The sequence below is a fragment of the Tuberibacillus calidus DSM 17572 genome (assembly GCF_000430685.1).
Lineage (GTDB): Bacteria > Bacillota > Bacilli > Bacillales > Sporolactobacillaceae > Tuberibacillus > Tuberibacillus calidus.
The window spans coordinates 1-25236 of sequence record NZ_AUMM01000033.1; the positions used below are offsets into that span (position 1 = coordinate 1).

29 protein-coding genes, 5 tRNA genes and 1 riboswitch are annotated in these 25236 nt (G+C 44.8%); of the genes, 31 read left to right on the plus strand and 3 right to left on the minus strand.

Annotation, left to right across the window (positions count from 1 at the left end):
- Positions 1-273: hypothetical protein (locus H532_RS18420; RefSeq protein ID WP_038112036.1), on the minus strand; the 273-nt coding region annotated here is incomplete at its 3' end.
- Positions 274-638: 365 nt separating this feature from the next.
- Between H532_RS18420 and H532_RS20330 the strand changes: the two genes are divergently transcribed.
- From H532_RS20330 to H532_RS0109490, 7 genes are all read left to right on the plus strand, one after another.
- Positions 639-794, plus strand: a complete 156-nt coding sequence (locus H532_RS20330; protein ID WP_155995025.1) for a hypothetical protein — start codon at positions 639-641, stop codon at positions 792-794.
- Between the two features lie 107 nt (positions 795-901).
- Positions 902-1282, plus strand: a complete 381-nt coding sequence (locus tag H532_RS18425; RefSeq protein WP_051263245.1) for a potassium channel family protein — start codon at positions 902-904, stop codon at positions 1280-1282.
- A gap of 96 nt (positions 1283-1378) precedes the next feature.
- Positions 1379-1453 (plus strand) — tRNA-Glu (locus H532_RS0109470).
- 22 nt (positions 1454-1475) lie between these two features.
- Positions 1476-1551: transfer RNA gene (locus H532_RS0109475), tRNA-Val, on the plus strand.
- Positions 1552-1606: 55 nt separating this feature from the next.
- Positions 1607-1691 (plus strand) — tRNA-Tyr (locus H532_RS0109480).
- Between the two features lie 235 nt (positions 1692-1926).
- A tRNA-Lys gene (locus H532_RS0109485) sits at positions 1927-2002 on the plus strand.
- Between the two features lie 9 nt (positions 2003-2011).
- A tRNA-Ala gene (locus H532_RS0109490) sits at positions 2012-2087 on the plus strand.
- 265 nt (positions 2088-2352) lie between these two features.
- On the opposite strand, the gene tpx is transcribed toward H532_RS0109490, so the two are convergent.
- Positions 2353-2850: a thiol peroxidase gene (gene tpx / locus H532_RS0109495; RefSeq protein ID WP_027725288.1), complete on the minus strand. Its 498-nt coding sequence runs from the start codon at positions 2848-2850 to the stop codon at positions 2353-2355.
- Positions 2851-3036: 186 nt separating this feature from the next.
- Between tpx and rocF the strand changes: the two genes are divergently transcribed.
- The 7 genes from rocF to glmS all read left to right on the plus strand — a co-directional run bounded on the left by rocF (position 3037) and on the right by glmS (position 11483).
- Positions 3037-3933, plus strand: coding sequence for an arginase (gene rocF, locus H532_RS0109500; RefSeq protein WP_027725289.1), 897 nt, complete (start codon positions 3037-3039; stop codon positions 3931-3933).
- Positions 3934-4162: 229 nt separating this feature from the next.
- On the plus strand, positions 4163-4738 hold the full coding sequence (gene sigW / locus H532_RS0109505; RefSeq protein ID WP_027725290.1) for an RNA polymerase sigma factor SigW: 576 nt from the start codon (positions 4163-4165) through the stop codon (positions 4736-4738).
- Positions 4739-4743: 5 nt separating this feature from the next.
- Positions 4744-5436, plus strand: coding sequence for a zf-HC2 domain-containing protein (locus H532_RS18430; protein ID WP_155995027.1), 693 nt, complete (start codon positions 4744-4746; stop codon positions 5434-5436).
- Between the two features lie 233 nt (positions 5437-5669).
- A complete protein-coding gene (cdaA, locus tag H532_RS0109515) occupies positions 5670-6491 on the plus strand; it encodes a diadenylate cyclase CdaA (RefSeq protein WP_027725291.1) in 822 nt (273 codons plus the stop codon).
- Entirely contained in the window at positions 6484-7728 is a 1245-nt protein-coding gene (locus tag H532_RS0109520; RefSeq protein WP_027725292.1) for a CdaR family protein, read from the plus strand. Before cdaA ends, H532_RS0109520 begins: the two co-directional genes overlap by 8 nt.
- Before the next feature lie 50 nt (positions 7729-7778).
- The gene (gene glmM / locus H532_RS0109525; RefSeq protein WP_027725293.1) at positions 7779-9131 is read left to right on the plus strand and encodes a phosphoglucosamine mutase; all 1353 of its coding nucleotides are present in this window, start codon (positions 7779-7781) and stop codon (positions 9129-9131) included.
- A gap of 549 nt (positions 9132-9680) precedes the next feature.
- Positions 9681-11483: a glutamine--fructose-6-phosphate transaminase (isomerizing) gene (glmS, locus tag H532_RS0109535; protein ID WP_027725295.1), complete on the plus strand. Its 1803-nt coding sequence runs from the start codon at positions 9681-9683 to the stop codon at positions 11481-11483.
- 782 nt (positions 11484-12265) lie between these two features.
- Here the strand turns inward: glmS and H532_RS0109540 are convergent.
- Positions 12266-13429 carry an MFS transporter gene (locus H532_RS0109540; RefSeq protein WP_027725296.1) on the minus strand — a complete coding sequence of 388 codons (1164 nt, stop codon included), beginning with the start codon at positions 13427-13429 and terminating at the stop codon, positions 12266-12268.
- Between the two features lie 349 nt (positions 13430-13778).
- Here H532_RS0109540 and H532_RS18435 point away from each other — a divergent pair, with 349 nt between their 5' ends.
- The 17 genes from H532_RS18435 (at position 13779) to H532_RS18450 (ending at position 25236) form a co-directional block, all read left to right on the plus strand.
- Entirely contained in the window at positions 13779-14492 is a 714-nt protein-coding gene (locus H532_RS18435; protein ID WP_245566443.1) for a LysR family transcriptional regulator substrate-binding protein, read from the plus strand.
- Positions 14493-15091: 599 nt separating this feature from the next.
- Positions 15092-15553, plus strand: a complete 462-nt coding sequence (locus H532_RS0109555) for a putative iron-sulfur cluster-binding metallochaperone (RefSeq protein ID WP_027725298.1) — start codon at positions 15092-15094, stop codon at positions 15551-15553.
- Between the two features lie 46 nt (positions 15554-15599).
- On the plus strand, positions 15600-15926 hold the full coding sequence (locus tag H532_RS0109560; RefSeq protein ID WP_027725299.1) for a YnfA family protein: 327 nt from the start codon (positions 15600-15602) through the stop codon (positions 15924-15926).
- A gap of 92 nt (positions 15927-16018) precedes the next feature.
- Entirely contained in the window at positions 16019-16348 is a 330-nt protein-coding gene (locus H532_RS0109565; RefSeq protein WP_027725300.1) for an ArsR/SmtB family transcription factor, read from the plus strand.
- Positions 16349-16378: 30 nt separating this feature from the next.
- A complete protein-coding gene (arsB, locus tag H532_RS0109570; protein WP_169721028.1) occupies positions 16379-17419 on the plus strand; it encodes an ACR3 family arsenite efflux transporter in 1041 nt (346 codons plus the stop codon).
- A gap of 4 nt (positions 17420-17423) precedes the next feature.
- The gene (gene arsC / locus H532_RS0109575; RefSeq protein ID WP_027725302.1) at positions 17424-17846 is read left to right on the plus strand and encodes an arsenate reductase (thioredoxin); all 423 of its coding nucleotides are present in this window, start codon (positions 17424-17426) and stop codon (positions 17844-17846) included.
- A gap of 61 nt (positions 17847-17907) precedes the next feature.
- A riboswitch (Fluoride riboswitch) is annotated at positions 17908-17967 on the plus strand.
- Between the two features lie 51 nt (positions 17968-18018).
- Positions 18019-18405: a fluoride efflux transporter CrcB gene (crcB, locus tag H532_RS0109580; RefSeq protein ID WP_027725303.1), complete on the plus strand. Its 387-nt coding sequence runs from the start codon at positions 18019-18021 to the stop codon at positions 18403-18405.
- A 1-nt stretch (position 18406) separates the two neighbouring features.
- On the plus strand, positions 18407-18760 hold the full coding sequence (locus tag H532_RS0109585) for a fluoride efflux transporter FluC (RefSeq protein ID WP_027725304.1): 354 nt from the start codon (positions 18407-18409) through the stop codon (positions 18758-18760).
- Positions 18761-18989: 229 nt separating this feature from the next.
- Positions 18990-19565 carry a cupin domain-containing protein gene (locus H532_RS0109590; protein WP_027725305.1) on the plus strand — a complete coding sequence of 192 codons (576 nt, stop codon included), beginning with the start codon at positions 18990-18992 and terminating at the stop codon, positions 19563-19565.
- 342 nt (positions 19566-19907) lie between these two features.
- On the plus strand, positions 19908-20453 hold the full coding sequence (locus H532_RS0109595; RefSeq protein ID WP_007503499.1) for a hypothetical protein: 546 nt from the start codon (positions 19908-19910) through the stop codon (positions 20451-20453).
- Between the two features lie 156 nt (positions 20454-20609).
- Positions 20610-20804: a hypothetical protein gene (locus tag H532_RS0109600; protein ID WP_027725306.1), complete on the plus strand. Its 195-nt coding sequence runs from the start codon at positions 20610-20612 to the stop codon at positions 20802-20804.
- A 32-nt stretch (positions 20805-20836) separates the two neighbouring features.
- Complete coding sequence (locus H532_RS18440) at positions 20837-21181, plus strand: Uma2 family endonuclease (protein WP_051263247.1); 345 nt, start codon at positions 20837-20839, stop codon at positions 21179-21181.
- A gap of 606 nt (positions 21182-21787) precedes the next feature.
- Positions 21788-22054, plus strand: a complete 267-nt coding sequence (locus tag H532_RS0109615) for a hypothetical protein (protein ID WP_155995026.1) — start codon at positions 21788-21790, stop codon at positions 22052-22054.
- A complete protein-coding gene (locus tag H532_RS0109620) occupies positions 22054-22977 on the plus strand; it encodes a RecB family exonuclease (protein ID WP_027725309.1) in 924 nt (307 codons plus the stop codon). The genes H532_RS0109615 and H532_RS0109620 overlap by 1 nt, the downstream gene beginning before the upstream one ends.
- Positions 22978-23101: 124 nt before the next feature.
- The gene (locus H532_RS19580) at positions 23102-23590 is read left to right on the plus strand and encodes a helix-turn-helix domain-containing protein (RefSeq protein WP_051263248.1); all 489 of its coding nucleotides are present in this window, start codon (positions 23102-23104) and stop codon (positions 23588-23590) included.
- 65 nt (positions 23591-23655) lie between these two features.
- A complete protein-coding gene (locus H532_RS0109630; protein ID WP_027725310.1) occupies positions 23656-24822 on the plus strand; it encodes a hypothetical protein in 1167 nt (388 codons plus the stop codon).
- A 135-nt stretch (positions 24823-24957) separates the two neighbouring features.
- Positions 24958-25236 (plus strand): TIGR04540 family protein, encoded by a 279-nt coding sequence (locus H532_RS18450; RefSeq protein ID WP_342662301.1) that lies wholly within the window; start codon positions 24958-24960, stop codon positions 25234-25236.

A 25236-nucleotide genomic window follows, 5' to 3' on the forward strand; every position in this document is an offset into this window, starting at 1 on the left:
TGTTGGCAAGTCCTCCAGCTTTCGATGAATCGTTGATTCATGAATGGAATCAAGTTGGGTTAGCTGTTGTAATGCCTTCTTGGCTCTAAGGTTTTCTGAAATCTCCCAAAGGGAGTCATATTGGCGAAGTTGGGCATCGACGAGAAGTAAAATAGCTTTCCCTGTTAAAAGTTTTTTGGATCCGTGATCGCGGTAAGGATGCCGATAGAGAGCAACATCCAAAATCTTAAGACACTTTTCAATAACGGTTTCTTCTGGTATACTGTTACCCATGTTAATGCTCCTTTTGTAGAGGTTTTTGGGTAACTTGTCTATTATATCTCTACATTAGGAGTTTTTTTTATAAATGTCTAATAAAAAATACCTTTTTTGTTAAATTTTATTTATATTACCGTTTAAAAACATTTATTTACAAAGTCAGTGGTTCTATACTAAATTTTTAACCTTAATATTTGCAGCCATTTCAAAAGACACACTTATCCCATCATTACTTCAGTATCGTTACAGCCAGAACCGCTTTTGATCATTTTTCTCATCCATTAGTTCGCTTGCCGAATTATTACAGTGTTTTTATGAAACGAATGGGAAACATAAATAATGCCAAAGGTAAGTGAAACATAAAAATGGGTGGTGAGTTTATGGCTCAAGGCAAAGCATGGATGCCATTACTTGCATTCGTAGGTATTGGTGCCGCTGCATACCAGCTCATGCGGCCGAATAATAAAGTTGGTAAAATGATTCGCAATCGTGTCAGTAAGATGTGGCAGCAAAGAGAATTGTTTCCCAACCAATGATTGTTAGGGGGTACCCTGATATAGGGTATCCTTTTTTTGTGTAAAAAATATTACCGGTAAAGCATAGGCATGTACTATTGAGGCACTTTACCGGAGCGTGATTATATATGAAAAGGGTATCGTTGTTATATAATGCCTTTACACTCCTTATTCTTTGTTTGAATATCATTTTGCTTTTTTCCTTAATATATATTCTTTTGGATATCATGGATGTTGGACAAATTGTCGAACATCATGGGTTTTTGTTCGAGGGGGAGAGCTGGGCGGAACAAGTGGCTAAAACGATTTATTTTAGTGCCATCACGCTCTTATCAGTTGGTTACGGTGATATTACACCGATTGGCTGGTCCCGGATGGTTGCCATCCTTGAGGCGTTAGTCGGTTATCTTTTGCCTGCTGTGATCACGGTGCAATACCTCCGTTTATTTCCGTCTGCTATTGAACGCTTTTTCCATTTTATAAAACCGACGGACAAAAAGAATAAATAAAGGCGGGCTATTCTTTTCTGAAAAGATGAACATTAATTTTTCCCTTTACAGAGCGGCACGTACAAGCTATAATAAAATATGTCCTGTTTGAAATGTGGCCCCTTGGTCAAGTGGTTAAGACACCACCCTTTCACGGTGGTAACACGGGTTCGAATCCCGTAGGGGTCACCAACATTTCTTTTTTATTCAGTATGGAGGATTAGCTCAGCTGGGAGAGCATCTGCCTTACAAGCAGAGGGTCGGCGGTTCGATCCCGTCATCCTCCACCATTTATAAATGACGTGAATGGTATGAAGAGGCCATAAAGCCCTTGTTTTTTTATATGGAGGGGTAGCGAAGTGGCTAAACGCGGCGGACTGTAAATCCGCTCCCTCAGGGTTCGGCGGTTCGAATCCGTCCCCCTCCACCACTTATACATATTGACGAAATAGTCTTATTATTGCTCGGGCAATAATCCAGGGGCGAAAAAGCTCCCAAGCGAGTGCACATTATAATCAAGCACGAGCCATTAGCTCAGTTGGTAGAGCACTCTAGCTTAAACATCTTGAGTGAGCAGCGCTGAGGAACACACCGTAATCAAGTGTTCCGAATCTCTGAGTAAGCTTCGTTCAATTACCAAGCGAGTGCACATAATAATTAAGCATGAGCCATTAGCTCAGTTGGTAGAGCATCTGACTTTTAATCAGAGGGTCGAAGGTTCGAGTCCTTCATGGCTCACCATTTCAAAACGGGGCTTTAGCTCAGCTGGGAGAGCACCTGCTCCGCAAGCAGGGGGTCAGCGGTTCGATCCCGCTAAGCTCCACCATACATAAACGGTAATGTCCTAATGGACATCATATATAATAAAGCTCATGATTCTTTATGGGCTTTTTATTTTTTACTCAGAAATCATCGAGATACCTGATGTCCATCCACCAAAAAGACCGGCCAACGGGCTTTCTATCCAGTCCGCTTGCCGGTTTTTATCGTGCAGGTAAGAGAGTATAAAATTTTTCAGACCAACATAAGTGTAACAAAGGCTCCGCCTTCGCCTAAAAGGTTTGACGGAGCCATGTTATTTTTATCAATGATTATTTTGCCTCTTTTACCGCTGCCAAAGCTGCTTCGTAATTAGGATGATGGGTGACTTCATCCACATATTCTACATAAGTGATTTCGTCGTTGCTATTGACGACAAAAACGGCACGGGATAAAAGCCGCAATTCTTTAATGACGACACCATAAGCTTCACCAAAAGAAAGATCGCGGTGATCGGACAGAGTGATGACATGATCCAGACCAGAGGCCCCGCACCAGCGTTTTTGGGCGAAAGGTAAGTCAACGCTAATGGTCAGAACGGTTACACCATCGATTTTTCCCGCTTCTTCATTAAAACGTCGGGTTTGCGCATCACAAACACCGGTATCAAGAGATGGCACAGAACTGATTAACCGTACGCCTTTAAAATCACTTAATGTTTTTTCATTTAAATCGTTGTCTATTACCTTAAAATTGGGCGCTTGATCGCCTACTTTTACTTCGTGACCAACCAAAGTGACAGGATTACCGCCAAAAGTGACATGAGCCAAATCAAACACCTCGCTATGTATTTTTAAGCTAATCATACTCTCTTTTCTCCCCATAATCAAAAAATTTGCCATAATATGCGCGTTCCTAAGAAAGTGGTTAAAGTTGTTTCATTATTATAAAAGTGTAAAATAGTATATGGAAGCGCATACATGTTGTTATGCAAACTTTCATTAGGGGTTGATAACATGAATAAACAACTTTCGATTATCGGTTCGCCTATGGACTTGGGTCAATCCCGCCGAGGCGTTGATATGGGCCCTAGTGCCATGAGATATGCCGGTTTGATACAACGCTTGGAATCACTAGGTTACGATGTGGACGATTGCGGTGATATTGCTATTGGTCGACCAGAGCGCACAAATAGCGTGAAAGGGTTAAAAAACCTCAATGCAGTAGCTGAGGCGAATCATAAATTATATGAAGTCGTCGATGAAGAAGTCCGAAAAGGTCGGTTTCCGCTGGTTCTTGGCGGCGATCACAGCATTGCCATTGGGACATTGGCTGGTGTCAGCAAACATTACAAAAGCCTAGGAGTTATTTGGTATGATGCGCATGGTGATTTGAATACGGCTGAAACCTCACCAAGCGGGAATATTCATGGTATGCCGCTCGCCGCTAGCCTCGGACTCGGTGACCCGCTTTTAACAGGGATAGGGGGCTATTCGCCAAAAGTTAAAGCGGAAAATATCGTTCTTATCGGCGCGCGGTCGCTGGATGAAGGGGAAAAAGTGCTGATTAAGAAAATGGGGATACGCGTTTATACCATGCATGAAATTGACCGGCTAGGGATGACCCAAGTCATGAAGGAAACCATTGCTTATTTAAAAGAAAGATCGGACGGTGTCCATCTCAGTTTAGATTTAGATGGCCTCGATCCTAGCGATGCACCCGGGGTTGGAACACCAGTGAACGGGGGGATTTCCTTTAGAGAAAGTCATTTGGCGATGGAAATGCTAGCGGAAGCTGATATCATTACTTCCGCAGAACTGGTGGAGGTCAATCCCATCCTCGATGTCCGGAATAAAACCGCCGATGTGGCCGTTGACCTTGCCGGATCGTTATTTGGTGAGAAACTTTTATAACCTATGTTATTCGGATCATATAGAGATAGCCTGCCGTTTGTGGCGGGCTTTTATGTTCTTTTTTACAACAGTGCTTTTGCAAGTGACTCATGATCTGAATTTGTATACCGTGATTTTCTGTTATTAAGAGGAGTTTTTTTCCGTTTCGCGAACATTTTGTTAAAATAAAAATGAAACCTTTAACCTTCGATGTTCGTATAAGGAATTGCCAAAGAAAGAGGCCGAGTGCATGAGCGATATGGAAAAACAATTAATAAAAAAAGTGAAACGGGGTAATAAGGAAGCCTTTGCCCGTATCGTCGATTTATATAAAACTTCTGTTTATAATATTTGTTTGCGCATGGTAAAAATACCGGCAGAAGCCGAAGACTTGGCCCAGGAAGCTTTTCTCAGGGCATATACGAACATCGAAAAATATGAAGATGATAAAAAATTTTCAACATGGTTATATCGAATTGCTACAAACTTATCGATTGATTACTTAAGGAAGAAACGTCCGGGCGTCTATTTAGATGCCGAAATTCCCGGCGCAGATGGGGTTAATATGCACGCGCAATTAGCATCTGAAGACCCCTTGCCGGATGAACGCGTAGTCCACAAGGAAACCCGCGATGTGGTTCTCCAAGAAATTGATCGGTTACCCCCCAAATATCGGGCGGCTATCATTTTGAAGTATCTAGAAGATTTAAGCTTAAAGGAAATCAGTGATATACTGGGAATTCCCGTTGCGACCGTCAAAACTAGAATTCACCGAGGCCGGGAAGCTTTGAAAGAACGTCTGGTCAGCAGGAGAATAAAGAGGTGAGCATCATGGCTTGTTCTAATTCCATAACGGAATTAATTCATAAAGTGCTTGACCGGGAAGCATCAGAACAAGAACGCCATGAAGTTGAGAAGCATATTGCGAATTGCGATGATTGCCGCAAGCGTTTTGAACAACTGGATCAAACGGATGTCATGCTTAGAAGCCTTACGAAGGAAAACGTACCGGATTTTTTTACGGAAAAAGTCATGGCCAAAATCTCAAAGGAAGCTGAAAAAGAGTCAAGGGTTTTAAAATGGCTAAAAAGGCATCCATTCGGAGCAGCCGCTTCTCTATTTATTGTTTTAATGGCAGGCTACATCTTCTCATTATGGGAACAAGCTCCGTTTAGTGCCGAAGTCCAGGGCAAAGGAAACATCAGCTATGAAGGTCATCATACTGTCGTCGTGCCAAAAGGGGAAACCATTAAAGGCAACTTGATAGTTCGGAATGGAAAGGTTAAAATCGAAGGTCGCGTCGATGGTAATGTTATTTTAATTAACAGCGATTCCATGCTGGCTTCGGCCGGTCATGTGACAGGGGACATTAAAGAGGTTAATCAAATTCTTGAATGGCTTTGGTTTCATGTCAAACAATTCTTCCGAGAAACTTTTTTCATTATGCCGAAAGAAAAATGGACGGGTGTCGCCTGTCCTTTCTTTTTTAAGCAGATGTGTCTGATGCAAAGGTTAAAATTATAGGGATAACGTGATATGTCCAACAAGGCTTTTCATTGAGCCGTCAATGGCATGTTAATTGTCCTTTATTCATCGTGTCGGTTCAACTTCTGGTTTATGCCATCAGCGATTAGCAGGAAACCTAACTTCGGTTTCGATCGGGGAGGGTTGTCCCAAAACCGCAAGAGAGTTTCTTCACCGCGCAAGGTCTGATATAATAAAGCAGTGATTCAGTGTTTATTTGGAGGATGGGCGCCATGGTTTCGTGGTCAGAAATAAACTTGCTCGATCTTTTAAGATCAGTAGTGGACATTTTACTCGTTACATATGTCATCTACAAACTTATCATGGTGATTCGCGGAACCAAAGCGGTTCAATTGTTAAAAGGGATCACGGTCATTGTAGTGGTTTGGTTTTTAAGTAGTCTGTTGCAATTGAAAACGCTGAATTTCATCATGACGCAGGCGATCACCTATGGTGTTCTTGCTATTATCATCATCTTTCAACCAGAATTGCGTCGGGCGCTCGAGCAACTTGGCCGCGGACGTTTTTTCTCGAGGGAGTTACAGGAAGAGGAAATTCGAAAACAGGCGATCGAAGCGATTGTTAAGGCGACCACCTACATGGCGAAGCGGCGTATTGGTGCTTTGATTTCTATTGAACGGGAAACCGGGCTCAATGAGTACATTGAAACGGGCATACCCATTGAAGCACAAATCACATCCCAATTACTCATTAATATTTTTATCCCCAATACACCACTCCATGATGGGGCCGTAATTATTAAAGATGGTGAAATTAAGGCGGCTGCTTGTTATTTACCGCTTTCGGAAAGCCCCTTTATCTCGAAGGAATTGGGGACAAGGCATCGGGCAGCCATAGGTGTCAGTGAAGTAACCGACTGCGTGACGATTGTCGTATCGGAAGAAACCGGAGCCATCTCTATTACCAAAAACGGTGAGATTTATCGAAACCTTACGGAGGAAAGATTGACTGAGCTACTTGAACTCAACTGGCTGAACCAGACGAAATCGGTTAGTGGATTACGCTGGAACTGGAGAGGGAAAAACAATGGATAAAATTTTCCGGAGCAGTTGGTTTATCAAGGTAATCTCTTTTCTCATTGCCTTAATGTTGTATAATATGGTTTCTTCCAACAACCAGTTATCGCATAATGACATTAATCCCTTTACACCGAGCACGTCCACGAAACAAACGGTTACGGAAAAGTTAAACGTTATTTTCGATCAAGACAAATATGTTGTCACCGGGGCACCGGAGACCGTCAATCTTTTGCTAGAAGGGTCTATTGGGCAAATCACGAAAACGCGTTTAATCACAACAAAAGAAGCTTATATTGACTTAACGGGAAAAAAGCCGGGGACGTACAAAGCTAAAGTTTTATATAAAGGTTTCCCCTCAAATCTTAAAATCACACCTGACCCACAGTCAGTCACCGTCACAATCATGAAAAAAATCACGAAAACGTTTCCAGTCAGTGTCGATTTTATTCATAAAAATGAACTGCCGGAAGGCTATAAGGTGGGGGAACCGAAAATCAATCCTGAAACGGTCACAGTCATCGGCGGAGAAGAATTCGTCGACCGCATCGCTTTTGTTAAAGGTGTCGTCGATCTAAAAGGAATCGATAGTTCCTTTAGTGCAAGAATGACGTTACATGCCTATGACGAGGATGGCAATCAGGTGAATGTGGCTGTCAATCCCGCCGTAGCAAGTGTACAAGTTCCCATTTTAAGTCCTTCTAAAGACGTTCCGGTTACTGTAAAAACGACGGGAAACCTTCCGAACGGATTGGCTCTTGCAGACATCGACATCGACCCTGAAACAGTGACCGTTTTCGGCAAAAAATCCGTGCTGGATGCCATTGATCATATTGGTGACATAGAGCTACCGCTTGGTGGTATTGATAAAAGTCAGACAGTGGAATTAAAGGTACCTGTCCCAGATGGCGCAGAAAAAGTGGAACCAAGAAAAATCAAAGTCAAAGTGACCATCAGTCAAAAAGCAAAAAGAACGTTGAAAGATGTTCCGATCTCCGTCAATATGCCTGCCGGCCAAAACAAGAAGGTTAAGTTTATTGACCCAGAGTCTAGAACCATCGATGTCGTTCTGACCGGCGCTAAGAACGTGATTGAGAAAATCCAACAATCGGATATTAAATTGTCCATTGATGTCGGAAACGCTTCCTCCGGGGATGTTGAGCTCCCCATCCAAGTGATTGGACCTGATAATGTCACGATGCGTTTGGAAAAAAATACAGTCACGGTGCATATAGAAAATGCAAAAAACGATTAAAGTCTTTTAGGATACGATAAAGGCTCGTTAGAAAAAGGAGCGATAACGTTATGGGTAAGTATTTCGGTACAGACGGCGTTAGGGGGATTGCCAATACGGAATTAACGCCGGAGCTGGCTTTCAAACTTGGAAGAATGGGCGGGTATGTACTGACAAAGCAATCTGAACGCCCGAAAGTGCTCGTCGGCAGGGATACGCGCATTTCGGGGCAGATGCTTGAAGCTGCCCTTGTCGCCGGGCTTCTGTCAATAGGAGCGGAAGTCATGCGTCTAGGCGTCATCTCCACCCCCGGTGTCGCTTTTTTAACCAAGGCAATGGGAGCTGAAGCCGGTGTCATGATCTCGGCTTCCCATAATCCGGTAGCAGACAACGGCATTAAATTTTTCGGCGGTGACGGTTTTAAACTCAGTGATGAGGAAGAAGCCGAAATTGAACGGTTATTGGATCAAGAAGATACGTTGCCGCGGCCGACCGGGGGCGATGTCGGCGTCGTGAGCGATTATTTTGAGGGCTCGCAAAAGTATTTGCAATTCCTGAAACAAACCATCGATGAAGAAGACTTTTCAGGTCTGCGCATTGCCCTTGATTGCGCGCACGGTGCAACTTCTTCCATTGCCCCGCATTTGTTTGCGGATTTGGAAGCGGACATCGTCACGATTGGCACATCGCCGAACGGGACCAACATCAATAACGGTGTCGGGTCCACCCATCCGGAAAGCTTAAGGGAAGTCGTGATCAAAGAAGGTGCGGATGTCGGGCTTGCCTTTGACGGTGACGGGGACCGCTTAATTGCCGTTGACGAGAACGGGAAAATTGTTGACGGCGATATCATTATGTATATTTGCGCCAAGTATTTTCATGAACAAGGCCGTTTGAAAAAAGATACACTTGTCACGACGGTTATGAGCAATCTTGGTTTGTATAAAGCTTTGGAAAAAGAAGGAATCAGCACGAAACAAACGGCCGTGGGAGACCGTTATGTCATGAGTGAAATGCGTGAGGGCGGCTATTCCATCGGCGGCGAACAATCCGGCCATATCATCTTTCTCGACTTTTCAACGACAGGTGACGGCATGCTGTCAGCTTTGCAATTGGTCAATATCATGAAAGCCACGGGGAAAAAACTTTCGGAGCTGGCAAGCGAAGTCCAAAAATATCCGCAAAAGCTGGTGAATATTAAAGTCACCGATAAAAATGCCGTGGCGGAGAATCCGCGCGTCGCCGAAATCATTCGACAAGTAGAACAAGAAATGGCAGGAAACGGCCGTGTGCTCGTCCGGCCTTCGGGCACTGAACCGCTTGTTCGCGTGATGGTCGAAGCAGAAACGGAAGAGGCCTGTGAAACGTATGCCAACCGGATTGCTGAAGTCGTGAAAAGCGAAATGGGATTGAACGAACAGTAAAATCTCTGGCCGTCTCAAAGTCCTAAAAAGGATGGGGACGGCCAATCATCTTCTCAAGCTATCATTCATCGCCAGTCGTGTTTGTTCATGAACTGCTACGCGATCGATCGGAAATATTATTGAAGCTGATTCAAGGGATACAGCCCCGAATCGGGACTGATCGTTTAATCGAACATGATTCAGTAAAAGCCGCAGGTCCTCACCTTTTTAGGCGCACGGCATACGATAGGGTTAGGCAGGCGCCCATTGACAAATTCATTTTTTGCTTATAATATAAAAAGGAATTTTTACTTTAGAATAGAAAGGTGGATCGTTGTATTATTTAAATCAAGCGCCTGGACTGATCGCACGGAAAATGGATCAGTTGACGAGGAAAGAGGAGTATCGAAGAATCGGCGGATGCCTCTCGGGACGACTCACGCCCGTAAGTTGGGATCAAAAACAAAAGGGTGACCTTTTGGACAAAAATCTCAACAGTGAGAACGACGAAAACAAGTGGGGTAAGATGCCCCACGGTCGTCTTGCCCCACAATCAGGGGGAAAGATATTATGTGTGGTATCGTTGGTTATATTGGTCAACAAGATGCAAAAAAGATTTTAATTAATGGATTGAAAAAGCTTGAATACCGAGGTTATGATTCGGCGGGGATCGGCCTTCTCAATCAAAGCGGCGTGCATGTTTTCCGTGAAAAAGGACGCATCGCTGACTTGGAAGCCATTGTCGATTGGAAGATTACGGCAAGTGTCGGCATCGGCCACACCCGTTGGGCCACCCACGGTGAGCCGAACCGTGAAAACGCGCACCCGCATCAAAGCGCCTCTGGGAGATTGACCTTAGTCCACAATGGCGTCATTGATAACTATGAAAAACTGAAAGAACAGTATCTTGTCGGCGTTCAATTAAAAAGCGATACGGATACTGAAGTCATCGTCCAATTAGTCGAAGTCTTTATTGGCGAGGGCCTTGAAGTTGCCGAAGCGTTCCGCAAGACACTGTCCTTGTTGCACGGCTCATATGCGATTGCCATGATTGATGCGGAAACGCCTGACACCCTTTTTGTCGGTAAAAATAAAAGCCCGCTGCTCGTCGGCCTTGGCGAAGGGTTTAATGTCGTTGCCAGTGATGCAATGGCGATGCTTCAAGTGACCGATCAATTCGTGGAATTGATGGACGAAGAAATCGTTTTGGTCAAGAAGGATGCCATCACGATCGAAACCCTTGACGGCAAAATGGTCAAGCGCGATCCGTTTACCGCGGAACTCGATGCGTCCGATATCGAAAAAGGCACCTACCCGCATTATATGTTGAAAGAAATCGATGAACAGCCAGCGGTCATGCGCAAATTAGTTACAGCCTATCGCGATGACAATGGCGACATTAAACTCGATCAAAACATTTGCGAAGCTGTTAAAGCAGCGGACCGGCTGTATATCATCGCGGCTGGAACGAGTTATCATGCCGGGCTTGTCGGCAAACAATTATTGGAGCGGATTGCCGGCATTCCGACAGAAGTTCATATTGCCAGCGAATTTGCTTACAATATGCCTTTAATATCGAAAAACCCGCTCTTCATCTTTATTTCGCAAAGCGGAGAAACGGCTGACAGCCGCGGGGTGCTCGTTCATGTGAAAAAACTGGGCTTTAAAACCTTAACGATCACGAACGTTCCCGGCTCGACGCTTTCACGAGAAGCCGATTATACCTTGCTGCTTCACGCCGGACCGGAAATTGCAGTGGCCTCCACGAAGGCATATACCGCGCAAATTGCCGTTTTGGCTATTTTATCGGTGGCTACAGCTGAAGCGAAAGGCCTTCAACCGAAAATCGATTTAATGAAAGAATTGAGCATTGCCGCCAATGCCATGCAGACACTTGTCGACCAAAAAGAAATGATCGAAGACATAGCTCGAAAGTATCTCAGTACATCACGCAATGCTTTCTTTATCGGCCGTGCTGTCGATTATTATGTGGCTTTGGAGGCCGCTTTAAAACTTAAAGAAATCTCGTATATTCAAGCGGAAGGCTTTGCCGGTGGTGAACTCAAACACGGTACCATTGCCCTGATTGAAAAAGGCACACCGGTCATCGCCATTGCCACACAATTCCATGTCAACGGAAACATTCGTAGTAACCTGAAGGAAGTGACGGCTCGCGGCGCCCATGCCTGCATCGTCAGCATGGAAGGCTTGAATGAAGCGGGCGACCAAATCGTCCTTCCAGAAGTTCATGATGCTCTCACACCGCTTGTTTCAGTCGTACCTTTGCAGCTGCTCGCATACTACGCAGCCCTCCACCGCGGCAACGACGTCGATAAACCGCGCAACCTTGCCAAGAGCGTGACGGTGGAGTAAGTTGCATTTTGCAAAAGGAAAAATTGTAGACAGCTAATAATTCCCGTCCTGGGAAAATAAAATCTGTCCAAGGAAAATAAAAAATGTCCAAGAAGCCGAGCGTGGTTAGGGTTTTGCCCTGATTCATGCTTGGCTTTTACTTCTTTTGAAAAGGTACAGGGGAGAGGGGACAGGAACGGCGTCTGATTTATCAAGCAGTTTCCTAATATACCCCCTCCCGCTATATTCCGATTGAGCGTCTCTATTTGTTAACTCAAATTATTTCCCTGGACATTTCCCAACGTTCCGTTTCCCTTATCCCTTCCCCCTAATCACCTAATTCCTTCCAATTGGACGGACACTTTTTATTTTCCTGGCATTTTGTACCAACTGGTTCCTCAAATCCCGAAAACCCTTGCGGCTGTAGGGAAGAGAGGGTCTGAGGGGGGAGGGGAGGGATGGACATGAATTATTTTCTCTTAACATAGTAGGAAATTCAAAATGGGTTGATCGGTATCTTGCGGTTGGTTTGCGAAAGGGGACAGGGGAAAGGACGTTCGGAAAAGCATGGAATAGCACGAAGTACATTTCAATTGCAATGCCTGGCATGTGATATAAAAATGTGTAAGAAAGTAGGGTACAACAAAAGTATATAAAATGGTCAAAATATAAATAACGGGCGAAGTGAATGTTTACATGCATTGTAGATGAGCGTGATTGAATTTCCCCAACGGGAATTGAGGAAACGATGAAAACGAGTTGCCCGAACTGCGGGAAAAATGGAAGACGACCTCGCTCTTTAGTCATAAATGTGACTCGTTTTTACTTTCCTTTTTCTTTGTTAACATTAGCATTAATTGTCCGAAAAATGCTACTAATACAAGGCAACCAGCAGCAAAGGGAAGTTGAGAAGGTCTTAAACCTGCGAACAGTGCAAAACCTCCAATCATTGATCCCACTGCACTGCCTAAATAATTTGCAGAGCTGTTTAATGCAACTACAGCTTCAGCGTGATCACGTTGTGAGAGGAGCAGTGCATGTTGTTGTGGTGGTTGAGAAGCCCAGCCCATTGCTCCCCAAAAGAAAATAGGTAGAAACGGTAACACAGGATATCTTAGTGTAGATGGTAGACTAAACATTGCTAATGCCATTATTGCCAAGATACCAGCCATGAGCAATGCAGGACGTTTTGTTCGATCAATTAGAGTCCCGATTGAAAAACTTCCCACAACACCACCAATCCCCCATGCCCATAAATATAAGGTTATATTTTTAACATATTCAAGGCTCTGTAAAATTGACGCAATATACGTATAGAGTCCTAAACTAGCAGTACTAGTTACAAATGTAATTCCAACAATTGCTAAAACACGTTTATTAGTCATCATTGCAATACGTTGACATATTGATGGCGGAGCTTCAGCTGGGATGTTAGGTAAAAAAATAATGATCCCAACCATAGCTATAAAACCATTTATGGCGACTAACCAAAGAGTTCCCTGCCATCCTATTTGTTCAGCGATTATTAAACCAAGTGGAACCCCTACAACAGTCCCCATACTCATACCTCCCAGTGTCATACCTAGAGCACGTCCACGTTTTTGTTCAGAAACGAGGGATGCTGCAGCAACAGAGACCAAGGGAGAAAAAAGTCCAGCTCCCATTCCTGCCATTGCACGTGAAATAAGAAACAATGAAAAATTAGGGGCTATAGCACTAACTCCATTTGCCAAAGAGAATACACCAAGTGCAAAAACTAAAATATTACGAATGGATTTTCCAGCAAGCAATGTTGCAAATATCGGAGCTGCTAGTGCATAACAAAGAGTAAAAACGCTGACTGCTTGTCCAGTATGTGAATCATTTATGTTAAATGTTGCACCAATTTCAGGCAACAAACCTGCTACAACATAGGCATCAAATCCAAGACCAAACATGCCTATTGTAAGAATTATAACTTTCTTCATGGATATTCACCTTTTACCTTTTTACTTCGATCTGGTTTATGTTTGGATACATAGTATGAACAAAACCTTATATTAGACAAGTTGCTATAATATTATGTTATGATAATGAAGGGGCTAATCTCTTGATAAAATACCATATATTCGACATATAAAGAACAACCATTATTCTATATGGCCATAACATATCGTTATAGAGAAGAGGGATTAAAGAAATGAATATGGAATGGTTAAATAGTTTTGCTGCAGCCGCTAAGTTAAAAGTTTTTCCAAAGCCTCAAAAGCCATTAATCTTTCTCAACCAGCATTAAGTAAACATATTCGTAATCTAGAAAATGATCTAGGTGTACAATTGTTTTATAGAACGTCTAGTGGAATCGAACTTACCGAAGCAGGCGAACGCTTCTACACTAGAATAATGCCAGTTATTTCTGATCTAACTGCGATTCGTCAAGAATTACGTCAATATTGCAGAAATAATCCCATAGCGATAGGAAGTCTTCCAAGTCTAGCTACCTACTTCTTGCCTTCAAAAATAAAGGAACTTCAAGCATTAAATCGACCTTATACTTTAATGATTCAAAACACTTCTAGGGAACTCATACAATCATTACAAGAAGGAAGACTTGATGTAGCTTTTGTAAATACATTTTATACAGATGAGTCGTTGTGGAGTTGTGAATTGTTTACGGAATCTTACTGTGCTGTATTTCCTTTAGACAATCGATTTCGATCAAAAAAAACGGTAGAACTTGCTGAACTCTGCAAGGAACCGCTAATTGTTCATCAAGCTCCATGTGATACAAGGGAGCATATTATTTCACAAATGGAGTTGCTCGGATACAAGCCTAACATCGTTAGTGAGGTTGTTTTTGGCGATTTTATATATGGATATGTAATGGCTGGGATGGGAATAGCTATTGTTCCAGATTTAGTTGCTAAGAATATAAGGCATCTTAAACTCTTTACTTTACCGATTTCGAATTTTAGAAGATCTATTTCAATAGCTACCAAGAGTAGCAAACTCGGAATGCAGTTTTCTAAGTTTTTGTCACCAGTTGATTAATATATAACGAAAGAGGGGCGAGCAATATGGAAACTATACCAAAGGCTGAGTCGCAAAAAATTACGTTTCAGGTGTTTTAGAAGTCTTATCCCAAATGAAGGAAAATAGGAATGGATCGATGGAGAGCTTTTGTTTTCGGGTCGAAGAGAACAAAACGGAAGGAGTAAAGTATTATCGGGGTTTTATATACTTGTACGTAAAAGACAAACTGGATCGTAAACGGAAAGAGAAGCTTTTTGAAGAGTGGCTACGGAACAGGGCTGAAATCGTCTTCAATGAATCCTTGGAGAAAAAATGCATGCTTTGATCCAGAAGTACAACGTCAAAAAGCCAAAGCTGATGTTTCGCACGAAAAGGGCAATGTTGTTAATCTCATGAGCATAACCATAAAAATTGGGCCGTTCTTTTCATGATGAGAATGAGTACTTGTGCGATTTCGCTATGTTTCCAGATTTTCTATAACAATTATCTGGTAAAGATTGAGGATTGGTCTGCTCTTTTATGTCGGGCATTTCTGAACGTTAAGCACGTGATACCATGGAGTATAATAATCGTATTGACGATCTAAAAATGAAAACCTTAGGAAAGGCATGATCCACATGGATTGTTGTGCTCCGACAAATCGAGAGGGAAGGGGAACCAATCGAACGAGTTGTCCGCATTGCGGTAAAAACGGAAGACATGTGCCGCTAATCACGCTCAAGTCCTTGCTAAAACCTGCGGCTTTGGCGACGCTCGACCCTGAATGCGATTACGCCTTTTGCCCTAACCCGTCCTGCGAAACGGTCTATTTTGCATCGGACGGACCGCTGACCTTTGCCGTCGGAGACTTGAAAGTGCCCGTGTTTCAAAAAGATTCGGGCATGGATGTCCCCGTTTGCTACTGTTTTGACTGGACGAGGGAACGCATCGTGCAAGCCGTTCGGCACGGCGGAGAGCCGCTTCAGGAAATCAAGGCCCAAGTCCAGGCGGGGCGTTGCAGCTGTGAGGTCAACAATCCTCAGGGGGCTTGTTGCATGGGCAACGTGGCAGAGTTTATCCGACAGGTCAGCAGTAGCTGACCTGTTGAAACATGGAACGGTTATTCCGACGTAAGGGTGAGAAGTGATGATAAAGGCAATTGTATTGTTTCTGGCGGCAGGATTGGCGGAAATTGGGGGCGGGTACCTGGTCTGGCTGTGGTTGAGGGAATCCAAACCGCTCTGGGTCGGCATGCTGGGAGGGATCATCCTTGTTTTGTATGGGATCATTCCCACCCTGCAAAGCTTCCCGAACTTTGGCCGCGTATATGCCGCCTACGGCGGGGTCTTTATTATTTTGGCAGTCTTCTGGGGATGGTTCGTGGACAGAAAAACGCCCGATCTCTACGACTGGATCGGGGCGGTGATTTGCCTGGCGGGAGTTTCCGTCATGTTGTGGGCTCCGCGGTCTTGATCCGAAGGGAACAATTCGCATTTCCAAACAAGTTTATTTTGTATAACCATATAGTTATATGGTAAATTTATTATGAAGGAAGGTGAAAGGATGTGGACATCGAAAAATTGGCGGAGATGCTGAAAGCGTTGGCCGATCCCACCCGTTTGAAAATGCTCGCAATACTCCAGCATCGGGATTGTTGCGTATGCGAATTCGTTCCTGTGTTCAAGATCTCCCAGCCAGCGGTTTCCAAACATTTAAGCCGATTGAAAACGGCGGGGTTGGTCAAGGAGAGCCGCAAAGGGCAGTGGGTGTTTTACTCGCTGAACCGTGAAGTTCTTGAACAGGTTGGATTGGCATTGCGGCAGTTGCCCGACATGTCGGATGAATTGAAAGAGCTGGAAAAACAGGGACTGTTGGTCAATGTATGCTGTGAATAAGAAGGAGTGTATCGCATGGGCAGTCAAAACATCAAAAGGTTGTCGTTTCTGGATCGGTATTTAACGGTGTGGATTTTTCTGGCCATGGTTGTTGGCATCGGTTGCGGCTACCTGTTTCCCAACATGGTGGACAACTTGAATGCTTTACAGGTCGGCACCACCTCCATTCCCATTGCCATCGGTTTGATCCTGATGATGTACCCGCCGCTGGCGAAAGTGCGATACGAGGAACTGGGCCATGTGTTCCGCAACGTGAAAGTGCTGGGCTTGTCCCTGGTGCAGAACTGGGTCATCGGGCCGCTCCTCATGTTCGTGTTGGCAATTATTTTCTTGCGGGGCTATCCCGAGTACATGGTCGGCTTGATTCTGATCGGTCTTGCCCGCTGCATCGCCATGGTCATCGTCTGGAACGATCTTTCCAAAGGGGACACTGAGTACGCGGCGGGCTTGGTGGCGTTCAATTCCATCTTTCAGGTTTTGTTTTATTCGTTCTACGCGTTCGTGTTCGTCACGATTTTGCCGCAGTGGCTCGGATTGGAAAGCATGGTCATCGAGATCACGATGGCCGAGGTCGCCAAAAGCGTGTTTATCTACCTGGGCATTCCCTTCCTTGCGGGGATGATCACCCGATATGCACTGGTGAAAACCAAGGGGAAAGCCTGGTACGAGCGGGTGTTCATTCCGAAGATCAGCCCGCTGACCTTGGTCGCCCTGCTGTTCACCATCGTGGTCATGTTCTCCCTCAAAGGGGAGGTCATCCTTGAACTGCCCATGGATGTGCTCAGGGTCGCGATCCCGCTTCTCATCTACTTTGTCGTCATGTTTGTGGTGTCGTTTCTGCTCAGCAAAAAAGCGGGAGCAGGCTACCCCGTCTGTACGACGCTTTCCTTTACCGCCGCAAGCAACAATTTTGAACTGGCGATTGCGGTGGCGGTCGGCGTGTTCGGCATTCATTCGGGAGCGGCGTTTGTGGCGGTCATCGGCCCGCTGGTGGAAGTGCCCGTGATGCTGGCTCTGGTGAAGCTGTCGCTCTATTTCCAACGCAAATTTTTTACCACGCAAGGAGGCTGACAAAATGGCGGAGAAACCGATCATCTATTTCCTTTGCACAGGCAATTCCTGCCGCAGTCAAATGGCGGAAGGATTCGGGAAAAAATATCTCGGTGACCGTTTTGACGTGTACAGTGCGGGAATCGAGGCCCACGGTCTCAATCCGTATGCGGTCCAAGTAATGCGGGAGGTGGGCATTGACATCTCCAGCCAGACTTCCGATGTGATCGATCCCGAGCTTTTAAACAAAGCGGATTATGTGATTACGCTCTGTGGAGATGCCAACGACCGATGCCCGATGACACCCCCGCACGTGACCCGCTGGCATTGGGGATTTGACGACCCCGCCAAGGCGACGGGGACGGAGGAAGAAAGACTGGTAGTGTTCCGCCGCGTGCGGGATGAGATTGAAGAACGAATCAAGCGGTTTCGCGACACGGGAGCATAGATACCAGAATACAGGCTGTTGGGATTGATTTTCGATGAAATAGGGAATATGATAGTGTCAACGCGAAATAGGCGATGGAGTTCGCCATAACCGCCTGACGGCTGATGACTCCTACCGATACGAGTGTATGGGTGGGAGTCTGTTTTTTTCCAGCATTTCGGGAGGGATCAGCATGACATATGTTTTGGTCGGAATTGCGGGTGTCATCGGCACATTGCTTCGGTATGTTTTAGGATTGTGCGTTCAACAATCGGTTCCGCCAACCTCGTTTCCCGTCGGCACGTTGACGGTCAACCTGCTCGGTTGTTTTGCCCTGGGGTGGATTTCCCAGTGGGTCATGGGCAAAAGCCGCATATCACCCAGTATTCGCACCAGCATCAGCACGGGGTTGATCGGCTCCTTCACCACGTTTTCGACGTTCAGTGCGGAAACTGTCCAATTGTTCCGTCAGGGACTGTGGGGGAACGGCATCGGTTATGCGGGCTTAAGCATGATCGGCGGCTTGTGTCTGGTCTGGATGGGAACCGCGGTTGCCGACAGGAGAAGGGAGAGGGCTTAGCATGGCTGAAATCGGCTGGATGGTGGCGGGAGGGTTTTTGGGAGCCATTTCCCGTTACGTGATGGTTGCGTTTGTTTCCGCCCGTTGGCCGACCAAACTGCCGCTCGGAACGCTGTTGGTGAATCTGATCGGTTCCTTTTTGCTCGGATGGATCACAGGCGGTGGGCTGAGTGAACAGATGGCCTTTTTCCTGGGAACGGGATTCATGGGAGCTTTTACAACGTTCTCCACCTTCAAACTGGAGAGCGTGAACCTGTTTCGGCGAGGACATGGGAAAACGGGCATCCTGTACATGGGTCTCACGTACTTCCTCGGCATCGGTGCGGTCTGGCTGGGATATGGTGTGGGAATGTAACTCATTTGAGCAAGAAAAAATGGAGACCATTTGGCGGAGTTGATCGTAAAAGGGGGCTAACCTGTTCAGTTTCATGGCGACGAATGGCCACCGCCTTTTGTGCGGGTTTCATTTCTTCTCCTCACGATGCTTCCGTTTGCCCATGGATGTGCCCTTGTCACGCCTTACTGGGTAATTGCATAAAATAGTCGCAGATTCCGCTAATTCCAATCGAAGGAGAGTGAACACGGTGAATCCTCATTACGCCCACCAGTATTACAGCACTCAGTGGTTCTATCCCATGCCCTCTTACTGTCCCCCTCATCATGACTGGCGGAACTGGCATGCGTATGTTTGTGGTTATTCCAACAACTTGCGGAATGACGGGAACCCTCAAATGGAATTGAAAGATTATGGCGGAAAACCGTTCGTGGTCAATATTGAGCAAGCCGCCAAGCTGAATCCAAATTATCGAACATCATTATGGACGGGAAAACATTTGCAGGTGACTTTGATGAGCATCGAGGCGGGGGGTGATATCGGTCTGGAAGTGCATCCCGATGTCGACCAGTTTATCCGCATTGAACAAGGACAGGGACTTGTGCAAATGGGGGAACGTAAAGACCGTCTGGATTTTGAAAGAAAGGTGTCCGAAGATGATGCCATCATGATCCCCGCTGGGACATGGCATAATGTGATCAACACAGGACACGACCCTCTGAAGCTTTATTCCATTTATGCTCCGCCCGAGCATCCGTTTGGTACGGTCCACAGGACGAAAGCCGAGGCCATGGCCGCTCATCGGCAATTGACAGCGTCGTTCTGACACCAAAGTATAAAAGGATGACGTGAACTCATTTGATTTTTGAAAGCGGAAGCACCGCAGATCACCCGAACAGGGGTGTTCTGCGGCTTTTTGCTTTAAAACAGGATAGAGATGGAAGAAGCTCCGTTTGCATCAAAACCTTGCTACAGAGGCTTCTTCGATGAAACAGGGGAATGTCAGCGAATGCCTGTGACATAGATTTGCCCAATTACCTTTCGCCTTGCCCCTCTTTAGTTTCCTGTCACGAATATTGGCACTTAAGAAATCTATAATAAAACGTCGATATTTGAAATGGAGAGCGATTACGTTCAACTTTTGATTGCGAATCAGGAGGAGAAAAAGATGGCGAAAGAATTGGTGCTGGCATCACTTCGCATGGAGAGAAACCCTATGGCGATTCCGATCGCCGACCCTTCAAAGCTGGGCATTGATGTCAAAATGCTTAAGAAATTGGACGACCATATAGAACTTGGACCGATGTATGTTGTTCCGAAATCCAAGAGGGAGATCATGGATCGGCTTGCAGAACAAATCATAACAGATTTTGAAAGTAGGGGAGCAGTTGAATCTCAAGAAGATGAAGACAGGGAAGAGGTTTTTGCTCACCGTGTTGTCAGTATGACGAAAACCATGTATGAGGATTTTTTGACCGCTTTTAAGCGGTATGAACAAGAGTTTTATGGATTAAGGGATGAACTTGTTGACCAGTACGATGAGATGATTGAAGAGTTTCGTTCCTTGTACTGCAAAGCGACAGGATGCGATGAAGAAGAATGGAATAAAATAAAAAAGATGATTCCTTCCCAAACACAGTTCCGAGACAGTTTCAAAATCAGTTTGGATAGAGCACCATTCGTTCTCACAAGCGATGGTCTTGGAGAAAGCTAGTGAGGTTCTAGGAAAAACTCTAACAGTTTTAGCAAAGAGGAGTGGTTGCATGCTCCTCTATTTCTTTTTGCACGATGGTATACTGGAAATAAAGGGACAGGATGATTGGTTGATCAGCTCATCCTTAAATTAAAATGCAAAAGGGGAAAAGTATACATGGAGATGATACCAAAGGCTGAGCCGCAGAAAATTCCGTTTGATTTATTCGAAAAAAGCGTTCCAAACGAGGGAAGATGGGAATGGATCGGCGGGAAGCTTCTCTTCTCTGATGATGAAATCCGCAAACTTATTCTCATGTTGATCGGTCAAATCGGATTGAAAAAAAGGACTTGGCATTTGTACATCTACTAACTGAGTTAACTCTCTATGCCAGGGTGAACCAGTTGGGAACGGTTTTGCCGCGAACGCTAGTTCATATCGAGGAGAAGGAAGTTGCGGTCATTCCCGATATCGTCTTTGTAAAGAGAGCAAAAAGCGGAATCATCCAGAAAAACAGGATTTGCGGCGTGCCTGATCTGGTGGTTGAAATCGTTTCGCATCCAAGCCACCGTGACAAACTGATGGGCAAAAAGAAGGATACATATGCCCGATGTGAAGTTCCTGAATATTGGGTAGCGGATCCATTTGAAAAAGCGATTAGGAAGTATGTGCTAAATGAAGGGGGTTATCAGGAAACGGAAAAATCGCGGCTGTTTCCCGACCTGCAGGTTCAGTTGCCTGATAGTTGAAAAGGGTTGAAGGTTGCACAGGGATGAAATGAAGCACAAGTGCCTCTGAAGAAAGCGAACTTGGAAGCGGCCATACTGCATAAAGGGTATGAAGCAATTATTGAACTGTTTTATACAAACTACATAAGATTCGTAGACGTTTGGGCAAAATCGCGGCTACAAGTATGCAAAATTTATGAAAAGGATATTAAAAATTTATGCAGATCCTTCATAAAAGATATACAGGCTCAGGAACATGGATAAATTATCCACAAAAAAAACAGACGGTTCTGTGGATAAATTGTATATAAGACTCCCTTTCCCCTTCAAAACCTTTTTGCCTACCAAGCAACTTTGGCAGGAAAATTTTATTTAAGCAAGTGTTGAAAACTGACAGAAGGCCAGATAAACTTTTATTAACACCATGCAAACATTCGTTCTGATGAGGAGCGGATATAAATGCGAATATTATTTTTGCCAACGTCAAATTCAATACCTGTTTTTCCCAGGGGCATCACTCCAGAGTGATTGGAGTCGATGCCCCTTCAATTTTTTCAATAAAGTTTCCAACATAACTTTAGCAAATTGAGGGAGTTGAATATGAAGATTCTCTGCACCAGGCATTTTTTGAAACGTTGCAAGGAGCAGAATCTGGATCGCAAGGACATCATCAATTGCCTGCAAGAAGAAATGCCGAACATTCGGGGAGTTGCAAAGTGGAGACTGCAAAATGCCATCGAAATCGTTGTCGATGGGATGGAAAATCGGCTTGTTCTCATCACAGTTGTTGGCATGGAGAAGCGAATACGGGGGATATACGGACGAAACAAAACCTTCAAATTGGAACGCTCATTTGCCATGCCAATTGAGCTGGAGCGGATGGAGGTGGGGTGATGATGAATGCTCAACCCTTTCCAGAGCTCAGTTGGTCATGGACTCGAAGCCAAGTGTTTCTGAATTGCAAAAGGTGGTATTTTCACGCTTATTATTCCTCCTGGGGAGGCTGGCGTCGTGAAGCTTCCAATCTCTCCAGGCATGCCTACCGTCTGAAACGACTTGTTACGCTTGACCAATTGTTCGGGATTTCGGTGCACAACCAGATTCATCGGATGATTGACGAATCTCAAAAGATGACCGTCGAAGAATTCACTACATCCGTCCGAAAAGCGTTGAACAGGGCGTTCTGGGATTCAAAATACAAACAGGAGGAGTGGTACGAACAACCCAGTGACATCAACATGTTGCATGAAATGTATTACGATGGAGAGCTTCCTGAACAAAAAATCGAAGAATATCGGGAGCGGATGACCGTCATTGCCAACCATTTGCTGTCGAGTCAAACCTTCAAAGACATCTTCGACAGAAAAGATAAAATCAGGCTGGTTTCATCCGAAAGGTTCCGTGTGTTTGAATTGGACGGAATCAAGGTATGGGTGGTCTTGGATCTGGTGTTTCAAGACCTGGAAAGCGGAAAATTTGTTGTCGTCGATTTCAAGACAGGGAAACCCTCATCCAGTGATAAGGTGCAGTTGCTACTTTATGCCCTATTCCTTAAAGAAGCGTTTCACCTCCCAGGGCTAGATCAAATTGAATTACGGAATGAATATTTGGCAACAGGAAAACATGCTTCGTTTACGCCTAGACAAACTGATCTGGAGTACGTGCAGTCGTTGATTCAAACCAGCGTGAAGGAAATGAAGGCCTACTTGCGTGTTCCAGAACAAAATGTGCCATTGGACATGGAGAGGTTCGAACAAACGAAAAATCGGGCGATCTGCCGCAGGTGTGCGTTTCGGGAGTTGTGCGACAGAGGGTGAAGGACGTTGTGAGGTATAAAGGGCTGACATCATTGACAAGGATGGCAACGCTTAAGATATGTTGATACCCAATATAACAGGTTTCCCGACTGGGAATCAGATGGAAAGGAAGGAGAGATGTATCATGCATGAAGACATGCTGAAAGACGTGGAAGTGTTGGATGAAGTAGATGAAGAGAAGGAAGGCAGTCTTACGGTTTCCGACAATTTCGGAATCATGCTGAAACATTATCGTAAACTGAAGAATCTGTCACTCAAGCAGTTGGAAGAAATTTCGGGCGTGAGTGCCTCTTACGTGAACCGACTCGAACGCGGCGAACGAAAAAGCCCATCCATTACGAAAATCCTCCAACTGGCCGAAACATTGGAAATTCCGAATTCGGTTTTGGTGGCAACGATCATCCAGGAGCCTCGAACACATGAAAAAGTGGACTTGTCCGAACTTCTGATCAAGCATGAATTTCTGTTGAATGGAAGAGAGCTCACCAGAGAGGCAAAGCAGAATCTGCTCAAAATTATCGAGCATATTGCCCAGTGCCAATGGGCGGATACGAAAATACATGACATCTATGTCTTGGCGGAGCTGGTAGATCAATTCAAACTTGCAGTTTGAAAAGTGTCGGATGGGAGGGACGAATGTCTCTCCCTTCTCAGTCATGATGAAAAGGTGGGAATACAATGTCAAAACATCGTTCGGAAAAAGAGATGATTATGAACCTATATTTCAAAAAATATCCTGATGTGCTGGAACGTATCGGTGTTGACCTGGCACAGATTGAACTGGAAATTCCGTATGGTCGGAAGAAAATTGATTTTTATGCCGTCTCCAAACATAAACGGGTGGAGGTATTCGTTGAAATTCAATTGACACAGTCGGATGAAGCCCATTTGAAAGAAAAAATCATGCCCATTCTGCAGAGCTTGCAAGAGGGCATCGTCGTGTGGACAGCTCTCCGTTTTGATCAAAAACATCTTTCGGCGGTCAAAGCATTTCTGAAAGCCAATCCGCAGAAGTACGTGAATTTTTACGGCTTGGAACTGCATCCTGAAGTAATAAAACAGGCTGAGATCCTGGACAACCTGAGTCCCTTGAACATATGGTCCAATTTGTGGCGGATAAACAAGGTTGCACAGCCGCTGAACATGGTTTATCGGCATGAGCAGATGCCCAGCATGCATGTCGGGAGAGTGTATGTGGGCGAGTACCGATATGATTTTAATCGGGTGGAGGACGTGAAAAAGTGCCTGATGGAGTATTTGCGTAAACATCTTGCCTTTTTTCCAAACATTCACAAAACAAAAAAGCATTCAGCATACAGTTTGACGATTAGTCTGGGTGCGGGCATCAGCGGTGCAGTTTATCAGCTCTCATGCCGAAATCAGCAAGGGAAGGCGTTTGTGGGAATTCACTTTGATAAAAGCCGTGAGGACATGTATCGAAGGTTTTGCCTTCACAAGTCCCTCATCACGAAAAAAGTGCATCCAAACATTGTGATGGAGAACCGATCACTCAGGGTATACTTCGAACCCTACGCGGATTTGTTTGACACGATGGCGGAAATCAAAACGATTTTGGAGAAGATGATCCAATTTTTCTCGCCATATTTGCATGGTTCAGTTGAGGGGCTTCCAGAGGATTTGCCTGGCGATGTTGAGGAAGAAAAAAGCAGTCAAGGCTTGCAGGGAAAAGTTATTGAAGAGATTTTGAAAATCGACAAAGAATGGTTGAGGTCGTCGATGATAGATCCAAGATTGGCGGAGATTTTGTTGGAAGAAGTCACGGATGAACGTGCGATTTTCGCCCAACAGGAATGGTTATCGGAGTATCTTATCAACCGTTTCTAAATCTGACCACTGAACCGCCTGTGTGGGCGGTTTTAATTTTGGAATTTTCATGATATGATCCATTTTTCCTTGGCTTGTATTGCACTAAAAGTAAGAATAAAATAGGATTTGAGTAATAATGAGGGCAGGTATGAGGTGTTCAGTTTGGAAATTAAACTTTTCTATAAGACGCAAAGAGAATTGGCCAGTACACTGAACAGCATTATTGATGCATATTGGAAAAATGAAATCAGTGAAGAAACCCTCATAAGAAGCATAACAGATATTTATTTAAACAACCAAAGGAAGTTCCTGAAAGAAGACAATTTTACTACCGTTCTGAAACAACAGTGCGGGAAACGGCGACTTGAGGTCGTTGAACGGATATTAGAAATGAACGGACTGTTAAAGGATGGTCAAACAGCGACTGGATAG

Excerpts from the sequence above, each read along its gene's own strand:
- cdaA (WP_027725291.1), top strand. The coding sequence starts at position 5,670 with ATGGTTTCGTGGTCAGAAATAAACTTGCTCGATCTTTTAAGATCAGTA.
- H532_RS19580 (WP_051263248.1), top strand. The coding sequence starts at position 23,102 with ATGCATGAAGACATGCTGAAAGACGTGGAAGTGTTGGATGAAGTAGAT.
- H532_RS0109595 (WP_007503499.1), top strand. The coding sequence starts at position 19,908 with ATGGCGAAAGAATTGGTGCTGGCATCACTTCGCATGGAGAGAAACCCT.
- H532_RS0109520 (WP_027725292.1), top strand. The coding sequence starts at position 6,484 with ATGGATAAAATTTTCCGGAGCAGTTGGTTTATCAAGGTAATCTCTTTT.
- H532_RS0109540 (WP_027725296.1), bottom strand. The coding sequence starts at position 13,429 with ATGAAGAAAGTTATAATTCTTACAATAGGCATGTTTGGTCTTGGATTT.
- H532_RS0109600 (WP_027725306.1), top strand. The coding sequence starts at position 20,610 with ATGGAGATGATACCAAAGGCTGAGCCGCAGAAAATTCCGTTTGATTTA.
- H532_RS0109630 (WP_027725310.1), top strand. The coding sequence starts at position 23,656 with ATGTCAAAACATCGTTCGGAAAAAGAGATGATTATGAACCTATATTTC.
- crcB (WP_027725303.1), top strand. The coding sequence starts at position 18,019 with ATGACATATGTTTTGGTCGGAATTGCGGGTGTCATCGGCACATTGCTT.
- H532_RS0109620 (WP_027725309.1), top strand. The coding sequence starts at position 22,054 with ATGATGAATGCTCAACCCTTTCCAGAGCTCAGTTGGTCATGGACTCGA.
- H532_RS18430 (WP_155995027.1), top strand. The coding sequence starts at position 4,744 with ATGGCTTGTTCTAATTCCATAACGGAATTAATTCATAAAGTGCTTGAC.
- H532_RS18425 (WP_051263245.1), top strand. The coding sequence starts at position 902 with ATGAAAAGGGTATCGTTGTTATATAATGCCTTTACACTCCTTATTCTT.
- H532_RS0109585 (WP_027725304.1), top strand. The coding sequence starts at position 18,407 with ATGGCTGAAATCGGCTGGATGGTGGCGGGAGGGTTTTTGGGAGCCATT.
- H532_RS0109555 (WP_027725298.1), top strand. The coding sequence starts at position 15,092 with ATGGATTGTTGTGCTCCGACAAATCGAGAGGGAAGGGGAACCAATCGA.
- sigW (WP_027725290.1), top strand. The coding sequence starts at position 4,163 with ATGAGCGATATGGAAAAACAATTAATAAAAAAAGTGAAACGGGGTAAT.
- H532_RS0109560 (WP_027725299.1), top strand. The coding sequence starts at position 15,600 with ATGATAAAGGCAATTGTATTGTTTCTGGCGGCAGGATTGGCGGAAATT.
- rocF (WP_027725289.1), top strand. The coding sequence starts at position 3,037 with ATGAATAAACAACTTTCGATTATCGGTTCGCCTATGGACTTGGGTCAA.
- H532_RS20330 (WP_155995025.1), top strand. The coding sequence starts at position 639 with ATGGCTCAAGGCAAAGCATGGATGCCATTACTTGCATTCGTAGGTATT.
- arsC (WP_027725302.1), top strand. The coding sequence starts at position 17,424 with ATGGCGGAGAAACCGATCATCTATTTCCTTTGCACAGGCAATTCCTGC.
- glmM (WP_027725293.1), top strand. The coding sequence starts at position 7,779 with ATGGGTAAGTATTTCGGTACAGACGGCGTTAGGGGGATTGCCAATACG.
- glmS (WP_027725295.1), top strand. The coding sequence starts at position 9,681 with ATGTGTGGTATCGTTGGTTATATTGGTCAACAAGATGCAAAAAAGATT.